Raw genomic sequence first — 22,062 nt, forward strand, 5'->3', positions numbered from 1 at the left:
TATTTCTACAGCAATTATGAAAAAAAATCATTTCAATTTTAGGGTCACTTCACTTTTGTTGTGTGCCATGTTGTTACTAAACTGTAAGACAGAAAAGAAAGAAAATACCAATGACAAGGAAGCCACGGAAGAAATGGTAGTTCCGGAAAATTCCAAATGGTCAGAAAAAATGGCACTTTCGGAAATTCACAGGTTTCCGGATCCAACATTACTGGATTTTCAAAAGGAATCTAGATGGAGCTATACTAACGGATTGGTATTACAGGCCATAGAACGTGTCTATGAACAAACGGGTGATCAAAAACTATATGATTATGTGTATGATTACGCCAATAGAATGATCAAGGAAGATGGTACCATTGTAACTTATGACCTTACTTCCTATAATTTGGATATGATTAAATCCGGTGATGCCATTTTCTGGTTACAGGAAAAAAATCCGGAACCAAGATTTAAAATGGCCATGGATACCCTTCATAAACAGTTAGAAGGACAACCTACTACTTCTGAAGGCGGATATTGGCATAAAAAAAGATATCCATACCAGATGTGGTTGGACGGTCTGTTCATGGCAGAACCATTCCATGCAAAATATGCATTAAAATATTTAGAGGAAGTTGAGGTCAATAAGGTAATTGACCATATTGTTTTACAGTTTGACCTTATTGAAAAACACAGTAGAGATCCCAAAACCGGATTATATTTTCATGGATGGGACGAAAGCAAAGAACAGCGATGGGCCAATAAGGAAACTGGGTTGTCACAGCATTTTTGGTCGCGCGGAATGGGCTGGTACGGTATGGCAATGGTAGATATATTAGATTACTTGCCAGAAGAACACCCAGGGCGAGAACGTATCATCAATTATTTAAAACAATACGCGGAAGCAATTGTTCAATATCAGGATCAAGGGGGTACGTGGTGGCAAGTACTTGATCTTCCTGACCGCGAAGGTAATTACCTGGAGGCAACGGGGTCTTGTATGTTCACCTATGTTTTGGCCAAAGGAGCCAATAAGGGATATATCTCATCTGATTACCTGGTCAATGCAAAAAAAGGGTTTGATGGTATTTTAGAGCAATTTGTCACGGTAGAGGATAACGGGGTCATTAATTTGAACAAATGTTGTGGAGTAGCAGGTTTAGGTGGAGATCCGTATCGGGATGGTTCGTTTGATTATTATGTCAACGAGATTATTCGTTCAAACGATCCCAAAGGTACAGGACCTTTTATGTTTGCGGCATTGGAATTGGATAGGTAAAATATTCGTGTTCAAACATTATGAAAAGAGAATAGCCAACAAAATGATCATTGGTATTTGAAAATGAATTAAATACTGCATTTTGTTGGTAACGATGAGGATGACCAACACATTCCTGATCGTAAAATTCATCTCATGGAGATAGGATTTATTGTACATTTATTAAGAAGTAACCAAAAAACCAACAATGAAACCAATTAATGTAGCGCTATGTTCATTTGGTATGAGCGGTTATGTTTTTCATGCCCCTTTTGCCGCTAAAAACCCTAACCTTAACCTTTATGCGGTTTGGGAACGAACCAAAAATGAGGCAGTCAAAAAATATCCTGATATTATTACCTTTAGAACGTTGGATGAGCTTTTGGCGGACAATAAGGTAGAGTTGGTGATCGTGAATACGCCAAGTGTTACACATTATGAATATGCCAAAAAAGCCTTGGAGGCATTAAAGCATGTCATTGTAGAAAAACCATTTGTAGCAAGTACGGAGCAGGCAAATGAACTAATTGCATTGGCGAAAAAAAACGATCTAAAACTATCTGTTTTTCATAATAGAAGATATGACAGTGACTTTAAAACCGTACAAAAGGTTTTGGAAAACAATTCCCTTGGGCAACTGGTAGAGGCACACATTCATTATGATCGCTACCACCCTGGTTTAAGCCCTAAAGCTCACAAAGAGGTAGATACGCCAGCCGTTGGCGGGCTATATGATTTGGGGTCGCATTTAATAGACCAGGCTCTTCATTTATTTGGCAAGCCAAATGCGGTTTTTGCAGATCTGGAGGTATTTAGGCCAGGGGCCAAAGTGGTGGATTATTTTGATGTTAGGTTGTTTTATGACACATTTAGGGTAACCCTAAAATCAAGCCTATTCGTTAAGGAGGTCACTACGGGCTTTACTCTTCACGGTACAAAAGGTTCCTTTGTAAAATCTAGGGCAGACGTACAGGAAGCGGCACTGCAGCGTGGTGAAATACCAGGGGGTGAAGGGTATGGCATAGAACCGGAGAATGAAATGGGACTCTTACATGCTGAAATTGATGGTAATGAAAACCGAATTAAGGTGCCCACTTTGGCAGGTAACTATATGCAGTATTTTGATGGAGTAGTGGATGCAATACGAAATGATAAAACCTTGCCGGTAACCGGTGAAGAAGCGGCCCTTGTAATTGAAGTGATAGAGGCCTGCCTTGCAAGCAATAAGGAAAAAAGGGTGATTGCCCTTTAACTATCAATGTTCAAACATTAAAAAGGAACATCAGATTTTCATTTATTTAATAATTATGGTCAGGAATATAGTACTCTTTATGCTCCTATTAATTGCAGATACAACTGTTCATGGTCAGGTTTTAGATCATTCGTGGGGCGAACTGGTAAATTCAAACGAACCAAATCTATACGCATCTCCGGAGATATTAGATGTGGCGGATAATGTATTGTTGCTTCAGAAAGAGATTGGCGGTTGGCCAAAAAATAAACAGCCCCAAAATATTACGGCAAAGGAAAAGGTACAACTGCACATTGATAAAAATGACAATGTTGGCGCTACTATTGATAACGGCGCTACTACTTTGGAAATGATATTTCTGGCCAAAGTATATGCGCATCATAACCATGAAAAATATAGAATAGCTTTTATTAAAGGATTGGAATACTTGATACAGGCCCAGTACGAGAATGGTGGTTGGCCACAATTTTATCCGCTTAGAAAAGGGTATTATACCCATATAACATATAATGACGATGCCATGGTCAATGTTATGAACTTGCTAAAGGATATATATGAGACCCAAAAATATGATTACTTAAATATATCGGCTAAACTTAAAAATGCGGCAAAAAATGCGTTTGACAAGGGCGTACAGTGCATTTTAAAAACCCAGTACAAACAAAATGGGGTTTTGACGGCCTGGTGTGCACAACATGATGTGGAGACTTATGCACCCGCTAAAGCTAGGGCATATGAACTACCCTCGTTAAGCGGTAAGGAATCTGCAAAAATTGTGTTGTTATTAATGTCCATTAAAAATCCTTCTGATGAAATTATCCATTCCGTTAAGGCTGCCAGTAATTGGTTTAAAAAAGCTCAGATTACCGGTACACGTGTAGAAAGGATATATAATAGTGATGGTAAATTGATCGATAAGAAAGTTATTGCAGATCACAATGCCAAACCTATTTGGGGCCGATTTATGAATTTAGATGATAATAGGGCATTCTTTTGTGATCGGGACGGAATTAAAAAATATTCGTTGTCAGAAATAGGCGATGAACGAAGAAATGGGTACCGTTGGTACACGGATGAACCTCAGGAAGTGTTGGATGAATTTTCTCAATGGCAGAAAAATGTCGCTGTCAAAGGGACTAAGGAAAACAAGATTGATATTTATAATATGACCGTTGCAAAAGATGGTTCGGGCGATTTTTTTGATTTGCAATCCGCCATTAATGCCGCTAAAGGTTTTCCTGATAAATCGGTTACAATACTGCTCAAGAATGGCATATATAATGAAAAGGTTAAGGTATATGAATGGAATACCAATATGCGTATAATCGGTGAAAGCACGGAAAATACCATTATTACCTTTGATGACCATTTCAATAAAATAAATCTAGGAAGGAACAGTACGTTCCACACCCCAACGTTTTCAATAGAAGGAAACGATTTTTACCTCAAGAACGTTACCATAAAAAATACCGCAGGCGAAGTAGGCCAAGCCATTGCCCTCGCTGTACATGCCAACAGGGTAAAAATTGAAAATTGTAGAATCATGGGTAATCAGGACACGGTCTATGTTACAGGTGAGGGCTATGTACAGTATTTTAAAAATTGCTATATTGAAGGAACTACGGATTTTATTTTTGGACAGGCAACCGCATTTTTTGAGGACTGTATAATTCATAGTAAATCAAACTCCTATATTACGGCGGCATCAACACCCAAAGGTATTGCTTACGGCTTTGTATTTAAGAACTGTAAATTGACCGCCCCTAAGAAGGTAACCCAGGTATATTTAGGGCGCCCTTGGCGAACCCATGCAAAAACCGTGTTTATAAATTGTGAAATGGGGAGCCATATTGTTCCTAAAGGATGGGACAATTGGTCCAATAAAGAAGCGGAAAAACAATCCTTTTATGCGGAATATAATAATACAGGGCCAGGATATATACCTAAGCAACGGGTAGAATGGTCATATCAATTAGGGACAAATATGATTAAGGAATATGAAAGAAAAACCATTCTAGGTAATTCCTTGTGGTTTCAGATAGATTAATATGGTGTTCAAGTAATGGTAGAATTCAACAAATAAAAATATAAAGCACTTAACATATGAAAACTAAACTTGTATTATTGTTTGCGTTGGTATTGGGAATGCTATCGTTCACCGTGAATTTAAAACCTAATGTTATGGATGGTTTACAACCTGTTAAATCTGGAGTATATAAATGGAAGGACCATCCGGTCAAAAAGGGTGAAATGAGGGAGTCCAGAAAAATATTGGAAGGTACTGGGTCGCATCTACAATATTTTAGAATACATGCCACTACCCAATATCCCGGTGCAAAACCAAATCCTCCCCATGCAAACGAAGCAAAGGAAGAATGTATTATTGTTAAGGAAGGTACCATGAAGGTGACTATTGAGGGGCAGTCACAAATTCTAGGCCCTGGTGGTGTTATTTTATTGATGCCACAGCAAATGCACAGTATTGAGAATATTGGGGATACCAATCTTACCTATTATGTAATGCAATATCAATCTAAAAAAAATATGAATATTGAAAGGGGTATTGCTAATGGTGGGTCGTTAATGCTTAACAAAGATTCGTTGGTTTTCAACAAAAGTGAACGTGGTGGTGGTATTCCTTATTTTGATAGGGCCACGGCTATGTGCGAACGTTTTGAAATGCACATTACCCAATTGGACCAGAAAGGACCCAGCCATAAGCCACATGCGCATGAGGAAACCGAAATTATCCTTATCCTATCCGGAAAAACGGAAATGACCATAGATGGTAAAGAGTATACTGCAGGGGAAGGCGATTTTTATTTGGCTAATTCTCAACAACAACACGGTATAAGAAATGCCACCGAGAGTCCCTGTGCTTATTTTGCCTTTAAATGGAATTAATAGTAAAGAATAGATTGCATCATGCGTATACCAATCCTTGTTTTTTTTATACTTCTGTCCTTTACTAGTAAAGCACAGGTAACGACCATATATTGTATTGGCGATTCTACTATGGCGGATAAGGTTAACCCGTCAGAAAATCCTGAACATGGTTGGGCCCAAGTACTGCCAGAATTTTTCAATGAAGATATTAAAGTGGTTAACAGGGCCGTAAATGGGCGTAGTAGCAAGAGTTTTATTTCTGAGGGTAGATGGGATGCCGTCTCAAAAGACCTATTGCCAGGGGATTATGTCTTTATTCAGTTTGGTCATAATGATCAAAAATTCAAGGATTCAACAAGATATACCAATCCGCATACTACGTATAGGGCCAATTTAAAACGCTTTGTGCTGGAGACAAGGAAAAAGGGGGCATATCCTATATTGTTTTCATCCATTGTCAGAAGAAATTTCAATGAATTTGGGACTTTGGTAGATACCCATGGTCTGTACCCTATGGAGGTACGGTTGCTGGCGCGGGAGATGAACGTTCCTTTTGTGGATCTGCAATATCTAACAGAACGTTTGGAAACAAGTTATGGGGTTGAAGGTTCAAAATCATTGCATTTACATTTTCAAAAAGGGGAACATCCTTTTTATCCCAATGGTAAAATAGATGATACACATTTATCTAAAAAAGGAGCAATGGAGGTTGCCGGCTTGGCCATTGCAGAAATAAAATCCTTGGGTTTGCCCTTAAGTAAGTTTATTAAGCATTGAACAAGTTAGGTGCGTTTACAAAATGAGCGTTTAAAAACCCTACTTTTGATAAGATTTTATACACTGCCAACCCAACAACCAATTTTGAAAAAGTTCTATTATACATGAGATTATATAAAAAAACCCTTTTTCTTTTATCTGTTTTTGCATTTTTTTTTAATGGCTTAATTGCGCAAAACCTTGAAGGGGTAACCGGTGTACGTGATACATCCTACACTACGGCATCTGCCTTTGCAAAAGATGTAAAAAAATATCCGCACATAAAGATTATAAAGGAATTTAATTTTGAAACGGTAATTAGAAAAGAAGATATTACCTATTGTACGTTAGGGAACAGGGCGTTAAAGCTAGATGTTTTTGAACCTAAGAACAGCACTGGTATGCTTAGACCGGCCGTAATTATAATACATGGTGGCGGGTGGCGTTCTGGTAACAGGTTGCAACATTATCCGTTAGCTGAGCAATTGGCAAATAAAGGATATGTTAGTATAACTCCAGAGTATAGATTATCTACTGAAGCTCTTTTTCCATCTGCGGTATATGACCTTAAGGCAGTAGTGCGATGGGTCCGTAAAAATGCAAATACCTATCAAATTGATCCTGAGAAAATAGTAATAAGCGGTTTTTCGGCAGGAGGGGAATTGGCAGCTTTTATTGGAACAACTGCCAATAAACTATTATTTGAAAACGATGCCTGTAATACCGGAATTTCCTCTCATGTGAATGCCATTATAGATTTGGACGGAACCTTGTCATTTGTGCATCCGGAGAGTGGTGAAGGTGACGACAGTAAGCGTACATCTGCGGCAACACATTGGTTTGGATACAGTAAGGCGGAGAACCCTATTTTGTGGAAACAAGCTTCACCTTTGACATACGTGAACGAAAAAACCCCGCCAACACTTTTCATAAATAGCGCTGTAGCGCGCATGCATGCGGGAAGAGAGGACTATATCAATATATTACGGAATAACAGTATTTATTCTGAAGTTATATCTTTTGAGACGGCACCCCATTCCTTTGTGCTTTACAGCCCTTGGTTTGAACCTACTGTAAAGGGAATAGATAATTTTCTTAAAACGATATTTTAGATTTTAAAATTAAAGCCGTCCTCAACCTTTCTGTTATATTTTTCTTGGTCGAACTGGAAAAGGTATGCGCCTTTTTTAGACGAGCTCATGTCCTTCTCGTCCAACTTTATCAAAATATCAAAAGAGTTGAATTTATTAATGAAGTTACGTTTGTCCAATTTGGTATCCAGTATGGCTTCATATAATTTTTGCAATTGGCGCATGGTGAATTTTTCCGGTAAAAGTTCAAACCCTATTGGTTTGCTTAATGCTCTTCTACGTAATCTGGCTATGGCCTTTTCAACCATCATGTCATGGTCAAAAATAAGTTTAGGGGCCTCTTTTAAACTAAACCATTGAATTGGGTTTTGTTTTATAAGCTCCTCATCATGTGTGGCAATATCTATTAAGGCGTAATAGGCTACGGATATGGTTCTTTCCGCCGGATCTCTATCTACTTTGGAAAAAGAATAAACTTGTTCCATGTATATATTGTTCAATCCTGTAAGATGATGTAATATTCTTATTGCAGATTGGTCAAGATTTTCTTCCTTGGTAAGAAAGCCACCTATTAAGGACCATTTTCCTTTTTCCGGTTCAAAATCTCGTTGAACTAGTAATATTTTTAATTCTTCTTTATCAAATCCGAAGATGATACAATCTACCGCAAGTAGAACCTTATCCTCTGTACTATAATTACTTAAAACCATTTAAAATATTTTGCGAGGGCAATTTACTAAGATTCATCCGAAAAAAAAGAATAAAACGAAAATTACTCTTTTCATGATACTGGTAATAATCTTACTAATAAATTGACAATTTCATAATCTATTAGTGTTAAAATTACACATATTTTGTGCAATTTCTTGCACAAGTTAAAATTCTTCGTTTATTTTACACGTGTATCAACAACACTTAATCAATTCAAACTACAACATTATGATCAAAAAACAACAATTTAAACGGAGGGTTTCTTGGCTCTCCAGTTCACTTTGGACCTTTACGATTGCGTATTTCGTAACTGTTTCCACAGTCTTTGCCCAAGAAGCAAAAACAATTGAGGGTACAATATCCGCAGCATCTGACGGCATGCCCTTATTTGGGGTCAACATCCTTGTCAAAGGATCTACCGTTGGTACGGTTAGTGATTTTGATGGTAATTATGCTATTGAGGCAAAAGATAATGCCACATTAATTATTTCTTATTTAGGATTTCAAACTCAGGAAATACCCATTAATGGAAGAACTACAATTGATATACAACTAACCGAAGACTCTGCTAAATTGGATGAGGTGGTTGTTATTGGTTACGGTTCTCAAAAGCGGAGCGATATCTCTGGATCGGTATCCCAAGTAGAACAAAAAGAAATAGCGCGTAATCCAACACCCAATTTAAGTAATGCCTTGGTAGGACAAGCTACGGGTATCGTAGCTACCCAAAGATCTGGTGAACCGGGTAGGGACGGTTCCAATATTTATATAAGGGGTATAGGTACCACTGGAGATGCTTCCCCCATTTATGTAATAGACGGTATCGTACGTTCAGCAAGGGATTTTTCCCAGCTAAATGCCAATGAAATAGAATCTTTTTCAGTATTAAAAGATGCCGCAAGTGCTGCCGTTTTTGGTATGCGAGCGGGTAATGGTGTTATTTTGGTTACTACAAAAAGAGGTAGGGCAGGTAGAATGCAAATTGATTTTTCTACTACCTTGGGTATACAAGAAAGAACCAGGGATCCGGAGTATTTAAATTCTTACGAATATGCTCAATTGTATAATGAAGCTCTTATCAATCAAGGAGATGAACCGATCTATTCTGAAGAAGACCTACAGAAATATCAAAACGGGAGTAGTCCGGATACCCATCCAGATGCAGACTGGTTTTCAGTGTTGAATAAAACTCCATTGGTAAAGACTCATAATATTTCTGCTAGTGGTGGATCCGAAAAAGTGCAGTACGCAGCTTCTTTTGGAGCTTTGGACCAAGATGGTGTAATTCCGGAAGATAATTTTAAGCGCTATAATTTTAGGTCCAATATAGATGCGGCCGTTACAAATACTACAAAGTTATCATTTGATATTTCTGGAAGGGATGAAAAAATAAATTCCATAGCTGATCCAGAGGTTTTTAGATGGTTGTCTTCTGCACCACCAAATAAAACGCCAATAAAGTTTTCCAATGGAGGGTATTCCAGTGGCCCGGCATATCTGGCACTACCTGAAAACGGTTATAGAAAGGAAGATAATCAGGTATTTAAAGGGCGTATACAAATTGAACAACAATTACCCGTAGACGGACTTTCATTCAAAGCAATAGGGTCATATGATAAAACCATCACCGATAAAAAGAATTGGAAATTTCTTAAAACACCATTTTATACATTGGCCGGTGACGGAAGTTTTGTGGAGCAACCCAGTGGAGCAGATGCGGCATCTTCTTTATATCAAGATCATAACGATTATCAATCCGTTACTTTCCAAGGGCATTTAAATTATAACACCCAAATAGGAAATAGCAATTTATCTGCCTTGGTATTGTACACACAGACCAAAGAAACTTGGAACTTTATGAGCGCAAATAGAGATGGTTATACGCTGGCTATAGATGAGCTTGATTTTGGTGGTACGGCCAATCGTAATAACCGGGGATATTCAGGAACTAGTGGTAGACAAGGTGTTGTGGGTAGGTTAAATTGGGCCTTTAATGAAAAGTACATATTGGAAGGTAGTTTTAGGGCAGATGGATCAGAGCAGTTTGCTCCTGGAAAGAGGTGGGGCTTTTTTCCTTCTGGATCACTTGCCTATGTAATTTCAAAAGAATCCTTTTTAGAGAATTCAGAAACTATAGATTTATTGAAATTTCGAGCTTCGTATGGGGTGCTGGGTAATGATAGAATAGGTGGGCAAAGATTTTTGTATTTACAATCATACAACGTTAACGGTACAGCCGTATTTGGAGATGGTGATGTACAGCAGGCCATTATCGAAGGAAATTTGGCAAATACCAATGTAACATGGGAAACCGTAAAAAAACTCAATATTGGTTTAGACGCTACACTTTGGAATGGTGGATTAACGATGGCAGTAGATTACTTCTCAGATAAAAGAAGTGATATACTAGGGTCAAGAAACCTAACTGTTCCTGGACTTTTAGGAGTTGGATTACCTGTTGAGAATCTAGCAAAAGTTAATAATAGTGGATTTGAAATAGAATTAGGCCATATTAATAGAATCAATGAAGATTGGCGTTATTCTATGAACGCTAACTTAACATATGCAAAGAACAAAATTGTTTTCATAGACGAACCTGAAACAGACAATGCCAACATTAGAAGGACTGGACTGCCTCTAGGCACGCAGTTCGGTTTGCAGGCTTTAGGAATATTCCAAACACAGGAAGAAGTAGATAATGCACCGGAACATTTTGCTGATACTGCACCAGGTGATATACGTTTTGCCGATATTAATGGACCAGATGGAGTGCCAGACGGAAAAATTGATGATTTTGATAGGACCGCTATTGGAACATCAAATACACCGGAAATCATTTTCGGATATAGGGGTAACCTTCAATATAAAGATTTTGAACTTTCGTTCCTGTTACAAGGTGCTACCAATGTAAATCAATATTACAGTGGGGAAGGGGCATGGCCATTTTTTCTTGGAACCTCTGGAGCGTTTAAACAGAACTTGGATCGTTGGACACCTACCAATACAGATGCTAGTGAACCACGTGTTTTAATCAACGCAACAAACAATCAAAGAGGTTCTTCTTTTTGGCTTAAGGACGCTTCATACTTAAGGTTAAAGAATGTGGAATTCGCATATAACATACCAATGGAAAAGCTAAATCAAAATTTTATTAAAGGTATACGTTTATATGTAAATGCTAACAATGTGGCCACTTGGTCCAAGATAGATAACTATGACCCAGAAAACGATCAAGGTAGAGGATGGGGTTATCCACAATTAAGAATCTGGAATTTTGGCTTAAATGTTAACTTTTAAAAAAATATCATGAGAAGAATAATATATATAACCAAGATCGTTTGCACAATTTGGTGCACTATTCTGTTCCTTGGTTGCGAAAAAGATTTATTGAATCAAGTCCCAAAAGATTCGCTTACAGAAGAAACTGTTTGGACGGACGCCCAAGGAGCCACACAATTTGTTAATGCCATGTACGGCAATATGCCATCTGGTTTTGACCGTAATTATGGGGGCTGGGCCAAAGGTCTTTATATCTTGGACGGTACAACAGATGATGGTGACGTAAGTATGGGATGGACCCATTCCAATCAATTGCAGAGTGGGGATTTTCTGCCAAGCAATGTGCCTTGGGGGGAAACTTGGGCAGATTATTATAATTTGATCAGGAAAGCAAATTCTGCTTTGGAGAACTTGGAAAGATTGGAGGATGTTACCTTAAGGAACAGATTAATGGGAGAATCATATTTTTTACGTGCATTTATGTATCATGAACTGTTAAGGTTGTATGGCATTAAGTCTGAAGGAGGGGAGCCCACAGGAGTGCCTCTTATTGATAAAAGTTTGACTTTGGAGGATAATTTCGAGATTCCACGGTCAACTTATGATGAGGTTGTAGATTTTATAGTCAATGATTTAGAAATGGCATCCGAACTACTTCCCGGTAAGAATGAAACTGTTGCGGGTAGGGCAACACTTGGTGCGGCCAATGCATTAAAAAGTAGGGTTTTATTATATGCGGAACGGTGGGCTGCAGCAGCAGTAGCTGCTAATGAGGTTATTGGTTCCGAGTATGCTTTGTTTCCGGATTATAGAACGTTGTTCCTGACAAAAAATAATGAGGAAATCATTTTTGCGAAAAAATTTCAATTTCCGGACAAGCATCACCAAACCAATGCGGGAGGTACCGCAGGAGCTGGTTGGGATGTATACAATTCACCAAATACTTTTAAAGGTACTAGTGATGCAGGTTGGGGTGGAAATTTACCGACCCAGAATTTCGTCGATGCTTATGATGCCATAGATGGGGAGCCTCAAAACTTATCAACGGCATATGATCCAAATGAACCTTTTGAAAATCTTGATCCACGATTTAAGGCTACTGTCGTTCATGACGGTGCTACTTTTAGGGGACGTGAGATAGAATTATATGAAGGTGGTCTGGAAGGGGATCCCGGCGTATTTATGCATACAGGATATTTTTTAAGAAAATTTCATAATGAAGATATAGATGTCTATTCCCAAAGTAGTGATCAAGACTGGATTTTCATGCGCTATGCAGAAGTACTCTTAAATTATGCAGAAGCCCAAAATGAGGCATCCGGCCCAGATGGTTCTGTATACAATGCTATTAATTTAATACGCAATCGTGCTGGTATGCCCAATTTGGAAAGTGGATTAACTCAAGATCAAATGCGTGAAAGAATCAGAAATGAACGGAGAATAGAGTTGGCATTTGAAGAACATAGATTTTTTGATATTAGAAGATGGGGTATTGCTGAAAACTTATTGAATGGCCCTTTATATGGTATGAAAATTGAAAAGGAGGGTGATAATTATACATATACCAAGTTTGAATTTGAGACTAGGAGTTTCCCTTCCAAACTATATGTATTGCCTATTCCACAAAATGAAATAGATAAAAACCCTGCGGCAAAACAAATATTAGGTTGGTAATGCCGTATAAAGATAGTTTGTTGAGTTAGTTTAAATTTGGGGCATTATGTTAGTTTTAGTGCCCCTTATTTTATTGGTTATGTAATTTCTATCCACTCCGTTGAAAAAATTTTTAGTTAGACCCTTTGCGTGTTAGTATTGGTCTTTATTTTACATACAACAACCCGTAGAATGACTATTTTATCAACATTAATAATATCTTGTATGATGAAGATTTTCTATAGTATTAAAAATTATCATCCTCATGTATTTATTATTAGTACTGTTATAGGTTTTTTTCTTCTTAGTTGCTCAGATAAGGAATCTCCATTGTTTACATCATTGAATTCCGAAACCACAGGTATTTCATTCGTAAATGAATTAGTTGAAACAGAAGAGTTGAACGTTATGCAATATGAGTACATGTATAATGGTGCAGGTGTTGGCATAGGAGATTTTAATAATGACGGTTTGGCAGATATTTACGTAACAGGTAATACCGTTAAGAACAGATTGTTTTTAAATGAGGGCAATTTAAAATTTGTAGATAGAACTAATATTTCTAATGTTGGCGGTAGGGAAAATTGGAAAACCGGAACTAGTATCGCTGATGTAAACGGTGATGGACTTTTGGATATCTATGTTTGTTATTCCGGATTGGGTAGTAATGAAGATCGTGCCAATCAATTGTTTATCAATATGGGAGTGAACCAAGATTCAATTCCTCAATTTCAAGATAAGGCCTCAGAATACGGTTTGGACGCAATAGGTAGTTTTAGTACCCAGGCCGCATTTTTTGATTATGATCTTGATGGTGATCTGGATATGTTTCTTTTAAACCATTCAAAAACCTTTTTTTCTCCATTTTATAACAGTACCAAGCTAAGAAACACAAGACACCCACAATTTGGCAACTCCTTGTTCAGAAACGATAATAATAAATTTACCGATGTAAGTGAGGCAGCGGGAATTTATGGTAGCGGACTCAATTTTGGTTTAGGCCTGTCCATATCTGATTTTAACCATGATGGCTTGCCCGATATTTACGTATCCAATGATTATGACGAACAGGACTTTTTATATTTAAATCAAGGTGACGGCACTTTTTTAGATGCTACCAAAACATCTTTTGGCCATATTTCAAAATATTCTATGGGTAATGACGCAGCCGATATTAACAATGATGGTTGGGTAGATTTAATAACCTTGGATATGCTTCCGGAAGATAATTATAGACAAAAAATATTAAAAGGAGCAGATGAATATGACCGTTATCAACTAGCTGTAGACAGTAGTTACCATAAGCAACATATGCGCAATATGTTGCAATTAAATCAAGGTAATAATCAGAGTGGACTACCAATATTCAGTGAAATTGGTCAATTGGCAGGTATTGCCACAACAGATTGGAGCTGGTCTGCATTACTTGCCGATTTTGACAGTGATGGCAAAAAAGATTTGTTCGTTTCCAATGGATATCTACGTGACTATACCAACAAGGATTTTATGAAATTTGAGGTTAACGAAGCAATGGCAGATGTTCGTGCCAAAGGAAAAGAATTGTTTGATGAATCTGGAAAAAAGGAATTTTCAAGTCTTATTTATGAATTGGTAAAGAAAATGCCTTCTACTAAAATCCCAAATTATATTTTTAAGAACAAAGGGAACTACAAGTTTAAAAATACCACGACAGATTGGGGGCTTTCCGATCCCACGGTTTCTACAGGCGCGGCTTATGCAGATTTAGATAATGATGGGGATTTGGATTTGGTAATAAACAATACTAATGAACCTTTAGGAATTTACAGAAATAATTCTGAACGGTTATTGCATAATTATTTAAGAATAAAATTAAAAGGTAAAGGAAAAAATACCGCGGCTATTGGTACTAAAGTTTGGGTTAGTACAGATTCCTCAAAGCAGTTTATTGAGAATTATCCCATAAGAGGTTATCAATCATCCATTGACCCTATATTGTATTTTGGATTGGGAAAACAAGAAAAAGTCACTATTGATGTGCAATGGCCATCAGGTACTTATTCTAAATTTACTGATGTTAATGTCAATACCCTATTGGAAATCAAAGAAGATTCAAATGGTGTAATTGAAAATAAAAGCAAAAAAAACACTCCTTATTTTCAAAGGGTCGCGAATAAGGATTTTATAGCTTACCGTCATAAGGAAAATGGTTTTGTAGATTTTAATGTAAATCGTTTAGCATTAAAACAAAGCTCAAGGTCAGGACCTAAAATGTCCGTTGCGGATTTAAATGCAGATGGTATCGATGATATATTCATTGCAGGAGCAATGGGTTCAGCAGACCACTTGTATATTTCTCAGCCAAATGGAAAATACCTAATTTCTAAAGATGAATGCTTTAATACTACTAAAACTTTAGAAACAGAAGGTTCTTTATTTTTTGATGCGGATAACGATGGTGATCTTGATTTGTACGCAGTAAGTGGAGGTAGCCAAATAGCCTTAGGTTCTCCGTCCCTAAAAGATAGATTATATCTAAATGATGGAGAAGGTCATTTTGAATTGGCTTCAGAAAACACGTTACCACAGGGCTACTCAAATGGTAGTGCAGTTGCTGCGGGTGATTATGATGGTGACGGCGATATGGATTTATTCGTAGGTAGCGGACCATTACCGGGCAGTTATCCTGATTGCGCCATAGGCGGAATTTTGAGAAATGACTCTAATGCTTCGGAAGGAATTGTCAAGTTCAGCCTAGCTACGAATGAAGTAAACCCTAAATTACGACAACCAGGTCTAATCACAGATGCTTTATGGCTAGATGTAAATAATGATTCTTGGGTAGATTTGGTCATTGTTGGAGAATGGATGCCTATTCGAATATTCATAAATAACAAAGGAAAATTAATTGATGAAACTGCAGCATACGGTCTTGCAAATAGTAATGGACTTTGGCAGACCATTGCAACTGCAGATATGGATAATGATGGAGACTTAGACCTTTTGGTTGGCAATTTGGGACTCAATCTTCCTTTTAACCCATCCAAAGACCAACCTTTAGAAGCATTTATTGGAGATTTTAGAGGCGATGAGGTTAATACTCCGGTAATTAGTAGTTACATTCAAGGAAAAAGATATCCAATTGCATCGTTAGATGAGATGCAAGGTGCCTTTCCTCATTTGCGCAAGAAATTTTTAAAGCATGAAAATTACGCCTCTTCGGTTCTTGATAGCATTTTTGATAAAAATCAATTATTGAAAGCTAAACATATTTTAGTCAATGAATTGTCATCTATCTACCTAGAGAATACAGGGAATGGTTTTAAAATGCACATATTGCCTGTAGAAGCACAATTTTCTGCCATTCAAGGTATTGTGGTAAACGATTTTAACGGCGACAAAAACCTTGATGTATTACTAGCAGGCAATTACTTTCCTTTTCGTGTAGACTATGGACCAAATGATGCCGGTAAGGGGGTATTGTTATTGGGTAATGGAAAAGGTCATTTTAACGTTTTGGAACGGGAATATATAGGAGATTTTATTGGTGGGGATATTAGGGATGCTAAATTAATTAGACACAACGATTACAACAAAATCATATTTACCAAGAATAATGATAGTGTCCAAGCCATTCAATTCTTAAATAATAAAAATTTTAATGAACCAAACACAAAGAATATAAACTAAATGCAAATGAAAAATCAAAAGTACACATATATGATATTGGGCATTGCGCTTGTGATTTTTGTAGGAATAATGAATTCTTGCAAGAATACAGATACAGAGGATACAACCGCATATTTGTTCGCTTATTTTGTAGGTAATGGGCCCGGCGAAGAATCCATAAGATATGCCATTAGTGAGGATGGTTACAATTATAGGGCATTGAACAATAACGAACCCATTGTGGATAATGCCCAAATCAGTGCCACAGGCGGTGTACGCGATCCACATGTTATCAGATCCCATGACGGTAAAATGTTCTATATGGTCGTCACAGACTTATATGTGCCGGAAATGGGATGGAAAAATTATGCCATGACTTTAATGAAATCAACGGATTTAATTCATTGGACCTCATCAAATGTCAATATTCCCGAAACTTTTCCGGACACGTTTGGAGAAGTATATAGAGTTTGGGCACCACAGACCATATATGATGAAAAGGAACAAAAATACATGGTCTATTTTTCAATGAAACAAGGCAATGAACCAGATAAGATCTATTACGCTTATGCAAATGAAGATTTTACGGGTTTTGAATCTGAGCCAAAACAACTGTATTTTCCACCTGCCAATAGTAATAACAAGGCATGTATAGATGGAGATATTATTTATCATAATGGCAAATACCACCTGTTCCATAAGGCAGAGGATGGTAATCCCGGTATAAAATTGGCCATTTCTGATAAATTGACAGAAGGTTATGAATTGGTCAGCAATGACCGTGTAGACCTAGAGAAAGATCCAGTGGAAGGCAGTGGTATTTTTAAATTGAACGATACTGGAGAGTATATATTAATGTATGATCTTTATACCAAAGGGGGGTACCAATTTACCAAGAGTAAGGACCTTAAAAATTTTGAAGTTATTGATGAGGAAATCCGTATGGATTTTCATCCTCGGCATGGTTCCGTTCTTCCTATTACGGTCAATGAACTTAAAACCTTGGTTGCGGCATTCTCTTCATTTGAGAAACCGTTATTCCACTTAGGGTCAAATGATATAATCTCTCAAAATGTAGCGGTATACCAGCAAGGTAAGGAAATCAGGTTACCCGTTACGGAAACGACCGACCTTAACTCTTTTGACCCACAATTTTCAACGTTTACGGGGTCAACTATTACCCCATCCGGTCCACAGGATTTCAGTAATGGTCCAGTAGAATATATTATGAAGGTAGAAGGTAAGGGTGAACACTCCTACCAAGTAATGGTATCCAAGGATCACAATCCTGCAATTAAGGGGTATTATGCGGATCCAGAAGTGCTCTATTCCAACAAAACCAAAAAATATTATATATATCCTACATCAGATGGTTTTAATAATTGGTCGGGTACTTACTTTAAAACTTTTTCCTCTACAAATTTGGTGGACTGGACTGATGAGGGCATTATTATAGATCTAAAGAAAGATGTGTCATGGGCAGATCGCAATGCATGGGCGCCGTGTATTATAGAACGAAAAGAAGGGGATGAATATAAATATTATTATTACTTTACTGCTGCCCAAAAAATTGGTGTCGCCGTATCAGATGATCCTACAGGTCCCTTTATTGATAATGGAAAACCACTTATTGATGCAAAGCCCGAAGGGATTACGAACGGACAGGAAATTGACCCGGATGTTTTTAAAGATCCAAAAAGTGGGAAAACCTATTTATACTGGGGTAACATGTATATGGCGGTTGCAGAATTGAACGATGACATGGTATCCCTTAAAAACAATACCTTAAAAGTGATTACACCTGATCAGACATATAGAGAAGGAACAGAGGTATTTTACCGTGACGGCACTTATTATTTTATGTGGAGTGAAGATGATACCAGAAGTCCCAATTATAAAGTGCGATACGCCATTGCAAAGAGCCCAACAGGACCTTTAGAGATTCCTGAGAACAATATAATCATACAGGCTGATAAGACATTAGAGATTCTTGCCACAGGTCACAATTCTGTAATTCAAGTGCCAGGAAAAGATGAATGGTATTTGGTATACCACAGATTTACACATCCAAAAGGGAAAAGTATGGGTAGAGAAGCTGGTTTTCATCGTGAGGTTTCTATCGATGAATTAACTTTTGATAAGGACGGATTTATAAATGAAGTGATACCTACTTTAGAAGGAATTGCTCCATTATTTATAGAACATTAATGATATGAAAAAGCTTACCGTATTTAGTTTACTCTTTAGTCTTTTAGTGGCATGGAATAGTTCTGCTCAAACAAAAATTGAATTAACCCATCAAGAAAATGCGCCCATAATCAGCAAACATATCTACGGTCATTTTGCAGAACATTTGGGTAAATGTATTTATGAAGGATTTTATGTTGGTGAGAATAGTACCATTCCAAATTCTGCGGGTGTTAGAAAAGATATTATCGAAGCTTTAAAAGAATTACAAATACCAAATTTACGTTGGCCAGGAGGTTGTTTTGCAGATACCTATCATTGGATGGACGGTATTGGAGATTTAGATAAAAGACCAACCATTGTAAATACGTGGTGGGGAGGAACCACTGAGGATAACAGCTTTGGAACACACAATTTTCTAAACTTGTGCAAGGAGTTGGGAGCCGAACCATACCTGTCTGGCAATGTAGGTAGTGGTGGGGTGCAAGAATTGGCAGATTGGGTTCAATACACCAACTTTAAAGGTAAAAGTCCAATGTCCGATTTAAGACGTGAGAACGGTAGAGAAGAACCTTGGGGTGTTAAGTATTGGGGAATAGGTAACGAAGCCTGGGGCTGTGGCGGAAATATGCGTGCAGAATATTATGTAGACATTTATAGAAAATACGCAACTTTTATGTCTAATGCAGATGTAGATGGGGGACTCTATAAAATTGCTTCTGGCGCAAATGATGATGATTACAATTGGACAGAAGTCCTTATGAAAAACATTCCCAAGAGTATGTTGCAAGGGGTGGCTTTACACCATTATACTGTAATTGATTGGGCAGACAAAGGACCGGACATTGATTTTAATGAGGAAACTTATTTTAAATCCATGAAACAATCATGGTTAATGGAGGAATTGATTACCAAGCATACTGCTATAATGGATAAGTATGATGCTGAAAAGGAGGTTGATTTAATTGTTGATGAATGGGGCGGTTGGTACGATGTTGATAAAGAAAAAAGCCGTGGTGTTTTATACCAACAAAATACAATGCGTGATGCTATGATTGCTGGTATGAACTTGAATATTTTTAATAATCATGCAGACCGGGTAAAAATGGCAAATTTAGCACAAACCGTTAATGTGCTTCAGGCGGTAATTTTAACGGATGATGAGAAGATGATATTAACACCTACGTATCATGTTATGAACATGTATAAGGTACATCAAGACGCTACATTATTACCACTTAAGTTTAATTCCCCTAAATATTCTTATGGCGGAGAATCATTACCTGCATTAACGGTTTCAGCTTCTCAAAACTCAGAGAACTTAACGCATATATCTTTTACCAATATTGACGCTAAAAGTAACCATGAGATTACAATCGATTTAAATGAATTGGATATCAAAACTATTTCTGGTTCTATTTTAACTTCAACAAGTTTACAAGACTATAATTCATTTAATAACCCATCAAAAATAACCCCTAAAAATTTTGAGGATTATACCTTGAAGCGAGGTATTTTAACTGTAAGTCTACCTCCGTTTTCAGTGGTGGTTTTAAAAGCTTTACAAGATTAATTAGATAGGAATGCAATGGTGCTATCATATATAATTCTATTTTTTTAAAGTGTATCAATTACACTTATCAAATTAAATAGTATATTTATAGCCTAAAATTTAAAAGTGAGAATGAAAGGTTATGTAATAGGCTTGGATTATGGTTCAGATTCCGTTAGGGCCGTACTTATTAATTCAAGTAACGGAGAGGAGATTGCCTCTAAGGTCCATTGGTACAAAAGATGGGCAGAACAGCAATATTGCAACCCATCTATCAATCAATTTAGGCAGCATCCTTTAGATCATATAGAAGGATTGGAAATCACTATAAAAGCCGTTGTTTCCCAAAGTAAGGTGAATCCAAGTGATGTAAAGGGTATTTGTATAGATACTACGGGCTCTTCACCGGTACCGGTAACCAAAGATGGTAAGCCATTGGCCTTGGTAGATGGTTTCACTGAAAACCCTAATGCGATGATGGTACTTTGGAAAGATCATACTGCTATTACAGAAGCAGAACGCATAAATGAACTTAGTGCTACATGGGGCGGCGAGGACTTTACAAAATACGTTGGTGGTATTTATTCATCAGAATGGTTTTGGGCTAAAATTGCGCATGTGGTCAAGGAAGATAAGGGGGTTAAAAACCATGCCTATACCTGGATGGAACACTGTGATCTCATGACCTATTTGCTAATTGAGGACAAGAATTTGGCCACGTTCAAACGCAGTAGGTGTGCCGCAGGACATAAAGCCATGTGGCATGAAAGCTGGGGCGGACTTCCCCCTAAAGAATTTTTGGAACAATTAGACCCATATTTGGCAGATTTGAGAGACCGCCTATATAATGAAACGTTTACCTCTGATCAGGTTGCAGGCCAATTAAGTAAAGAATGGGCAGATAAACTTGGTTTAACAACAGATACGATTATCGCAGTGGGCACGTTCGATGCACATTCCGGAGCCGTTGGTGCTAAAATCAATGAACACGCCCTTGTACGCGTTATGGGTACATCCACCTGTGATATCATGGTGGCTACGGACAAGGATATAGACGGTAAAACTATAAAAGGTATTTGTGGTCAGGTCAATGGTTCGGTGATACCGGGATTAGTAGGGTTAGAAGCCGGCCAGTCCGCTTTTGGCGATTTACTGGCTTGGTTTAAAGATGTATTGGATTGGCCAATTGATAATCTGGTAATGACATCTAATATTTTATCGGAACAGCAGAAAGCTGATTTGAAAAATGAAATTGAAAATGACTTCATTAGAAAATTATCCGACGCGGCCGAAGCTATTCCATTATCTGAAAGTATACCAACAGCATTAGATTGGATAAATGGTAGAAGAACGCCAGATGCAGACCAAAATCTTAAAAGTGCAATTTCAAATTTATCGTTAGGGAGTAAGGCGCCACATATATTTAAGGCATTGGTAAACGCTATTTGTTTTGGTTCCAAAAAAATTGCCGACCGATTTAAAGAAGAAGGAGTTCAAATAGATTCGGTCATCGGAATTGGTGGGGTTGCCAGAAAATCACCCTATATTATGCAAACCCTAGCAAATGTCATGAATATGCCTATAAAAGTAGCTGCCTCCGATCAAGCACCTGCTTTGGGTGCCGCTATTTATGCAGCGGTTGCATCAGGAATCTATTCAAATGTGGTAGAAGCAAGTGCTCATATGGGGAGTGCTTTTGAAGCGGAATATTATCCACAAGAGGATACCATTGATGCCTTTGGCAATTTGATGGATTCGTATACTGAACTGGGAGAATTCATTGAATCATCCATAAAAAAAAAGTAGC

Annotated in this window: 13 protein-coding genes; 12 read left to right on the top strand and 1 reads right to left on the bottom strand. The window is 37.6% G+C overall.

Annotated elements, in window-relative coordinates:
* Positions 1-16 precede the first annotated feature (16 nt).
* The 6 genes from CHB68_RS04450 to CHB68_RS04475 all read left to right on the top strand — a co-directional run bounded on the left by CHB68_RS04450 (position 17) and on the right by CHB68_RS04475 (position 7,246).
* On the top strand, positions 17-1,261 hold the full coding sequence (locus tag CHB68_RS04450; protein WP_089259619.1) for a glycoside hydrolase family 88/105 protein: 1,245 nt from the start codon (positions 17-19) through the stop codon (positions 1,259-1,261).
* Positions 1,262-1,448: 187 nt separating this feature from the next.
* Positions 1,449-2,492, top strand: a complete 1,044-nt coding sequence (locus CHB68_RS04455) for a Gfo/Idh/MocA family oxidoreductase (protein ID WP_089259620.1) — start codon at positions 1,449-1,451, stop codon at positions 2,490-2,492.
* Positions 2,493-2,547: 55 nt separating this feature from the next.
* Positions 2,548-4,539 (top strand): pectate lyase, encoded by a 1,992-nt coding sequence (pelA, locus tag CHB68_RS04460; protein WP_245838789.1) that lies wholly within the window; start codon positions 2,548-2,550, stop codon positions 4,537-4,539.
* Positions 4,540-4,595: 56 nt separating this feature from the next.
* Complete coding sequence (locus tag CHB68_RS04465; protein ID WP_089259622.1) at positions 4,596-5,396, top strand: cupin domain-containing protein; 801 nt, start codon at positions 4,596-4,598, stop codon at positions 5,394-5,396.
* 21 nt (positions 5,397-5,417) lie between these two features.
* Entirely contained in the window at positions 5,418-6,155 is a 738-nt protein-coding gene (locus CHB68_RS04470; protein WP_089259623.1) for a rhamnogalacturonan acetylesterase, read from the top strand.
* 104 nt (positions 6,156-6,259) lie between these two features.
* Positions 6,260-7,246 carry an alpha/beta hydrolase gene (locus CHB68_RS04475; RefSeq protein ID WP_089259624.1) on the top strand — a complete coding sequence of 329 codons (987 nt, stop codon included), beginning with the start codon at positions 6,260-6,262 and terminating at the stop codon, positions 7,244-7,246.
* Here the strand turns inward: CHB68_RS04475 and CHB68_RS04480 are convergent.
* On the bottom strand, positions 7,243-7,935 hold the full coding sequence (locus CHB68_RS04480) for an NUDIX hydrolase (protein ID WP_089259625.1): 693 nt from the start codon (positions 7,933-7,935) through the stop codon (positions 7,243-7,245). The two genes, CHB68_RS04475 and CHB68_RS04480, sit on opposite strands and share 4 nt — an antisense overlap.
* Positions 7,936-8,164: 229 nt before the next feature.
* On the opposite strand from CHB68_RS04480, the gene CHB68_RS04485 reads away from it, so the two are divergent.
* From CHB68_RS04485 to CHB68_RS04510, 6 genes are all read left to right on the top strand, one after another.
* Positions 8,165-11,233 (top strand): SusC/RagA family TonB-linked outer membrane protein, encoded by a 3,069-nt coding sequence (locus CHB68_RS04485; RefSeq protein WP_089259626.1) that lies wholly within the window; start codon positions 8,165-8,167, stop codon positions 11,231-11,233.
* Positions 11,234-11,242: 9 nt separating this feature from the next.
* Positions 11,243-12,889: a RagB/SusD family nutrient uptake outer membrane protein gene (locus tag CHB68_RS04490; protein ID WP_089259627.1), complete on the top strand. Its 1,647-nt coding sequence runs from the start codon at positions 11,243-11,245 to the stop codon at positions 12,887-12,889.
* 204 nt (positions 12,890-13,093) lie between these two features.
* On the top strand, positions 13,094-16,537 hold the full coding sequence (locus CHB68_RS04495) for a VCBS repeat-containing protein (protein WP_179213135.1): 3,444 nt from the start codon (positions 13,094-13,096) through the stop codon (positions 16,535-16,537).
* A 6-nt stretch (positions 16,538-16,543) separates the two neighbouring features.
* Positions 16,544-18,724 carry a family 43 glycosylhydrolase gene (locus CHB68_RS04500; RefSeq protein ID WP_245838791.1) on the top strand — a complete coding sequence of 727 codons (2,181 nt, stop codon included), beginning with the start codon at positions 16,544-16,546 and terminating at the stop codon, positions 18,722-18,724.
* Positions 18,725-18,728: 4 nt separating this feature from the next.
* The gene (locus CHB68_RS04505; protein ID WP_089259629.1) at positions 18,729-20,276 is read left to right on the top strand and encodes an alpha-N-arabinofuranosidase; all 1,548 of its coding nucleotides are present in this window, start codon (positions 18,729-18,731) and stop codon (positions 20,274-20,276) included.
* Between the two features lie 111 nt (positions 20,277-20,387).
* A complete protein-coding gene (locus CHB68_RS04510; RefSeq protein ID WP_089259630.1) occupies positions 20,388-22,061 on the top strand; it encodes a ribulokinase in 1,674 nt (557 codons plus the stop codon).
* Position 22,062 lies beyond the last annotated feature (1 nt).

It is taken from the genome of Maribacter sedimenticola (genome assembly GCF_900188415.1).
Classification (GTDB): Bacteria; Bacteroidota; Bacteroidia; order Flavobacteriales; family Flavobacteriaceae; genus Maribacter; species Maribacter sedimenticola.